Annotated in this window: 1 protein-coding gene; it reads left to right on the top strand. The window is 59.4% G+C overall.

Translation table 11 applies throughout. From position 1 onward, the window contains the following. Positions 1-5: 5 nt before the first annotated feature. Positions 6-249, top strand: a 244-nt coding sequence (locus tag MTCD1_RS23790) for a carboxyvinyltransferase (protein ID WP_498067576.1), incomplete at its 3' end; no start/stop codon positions are given.

The raw sequence follows: 249 nt of genomic DNA, 5'->3' as shown, positions 1-249 counted from the left end.
GACCAATACATGCCCTCGATGACGTCATCGAACCCGACCTCACCAATGCCGCGGTATTCCTCGCAGCTGCCTTAATTGTCGGCGGGTCTGTGACAGTGCCTGGTTGGCCGACAGACAGCACCCAGCCTGGCGCACAGTTCATGGGGATCGCCGAAAAGATGGGAGCGATGGTATCCCGTGTTGACGGCTCAATGACTATCGCCGCCCAAGGCTGGCAAGAGTTGCGGCCTCTTGACGTCGACCTCCATG

The sequence above is a fragment of the Colwellia marinimaniae genome (assembly GCF_002207865.1).
GTDB lineage: Bacteria > Pseudomonadota > Gammaproteobacteria > Enterobacterales > Alteromonadaceae > Colwellia > Colwellia marinimaniae.
The sequence above is the reverse complement of the archived record's forward strand: the minus strand, read 5'-3'. Positions and strand labels throughout refer to the sequence as shown.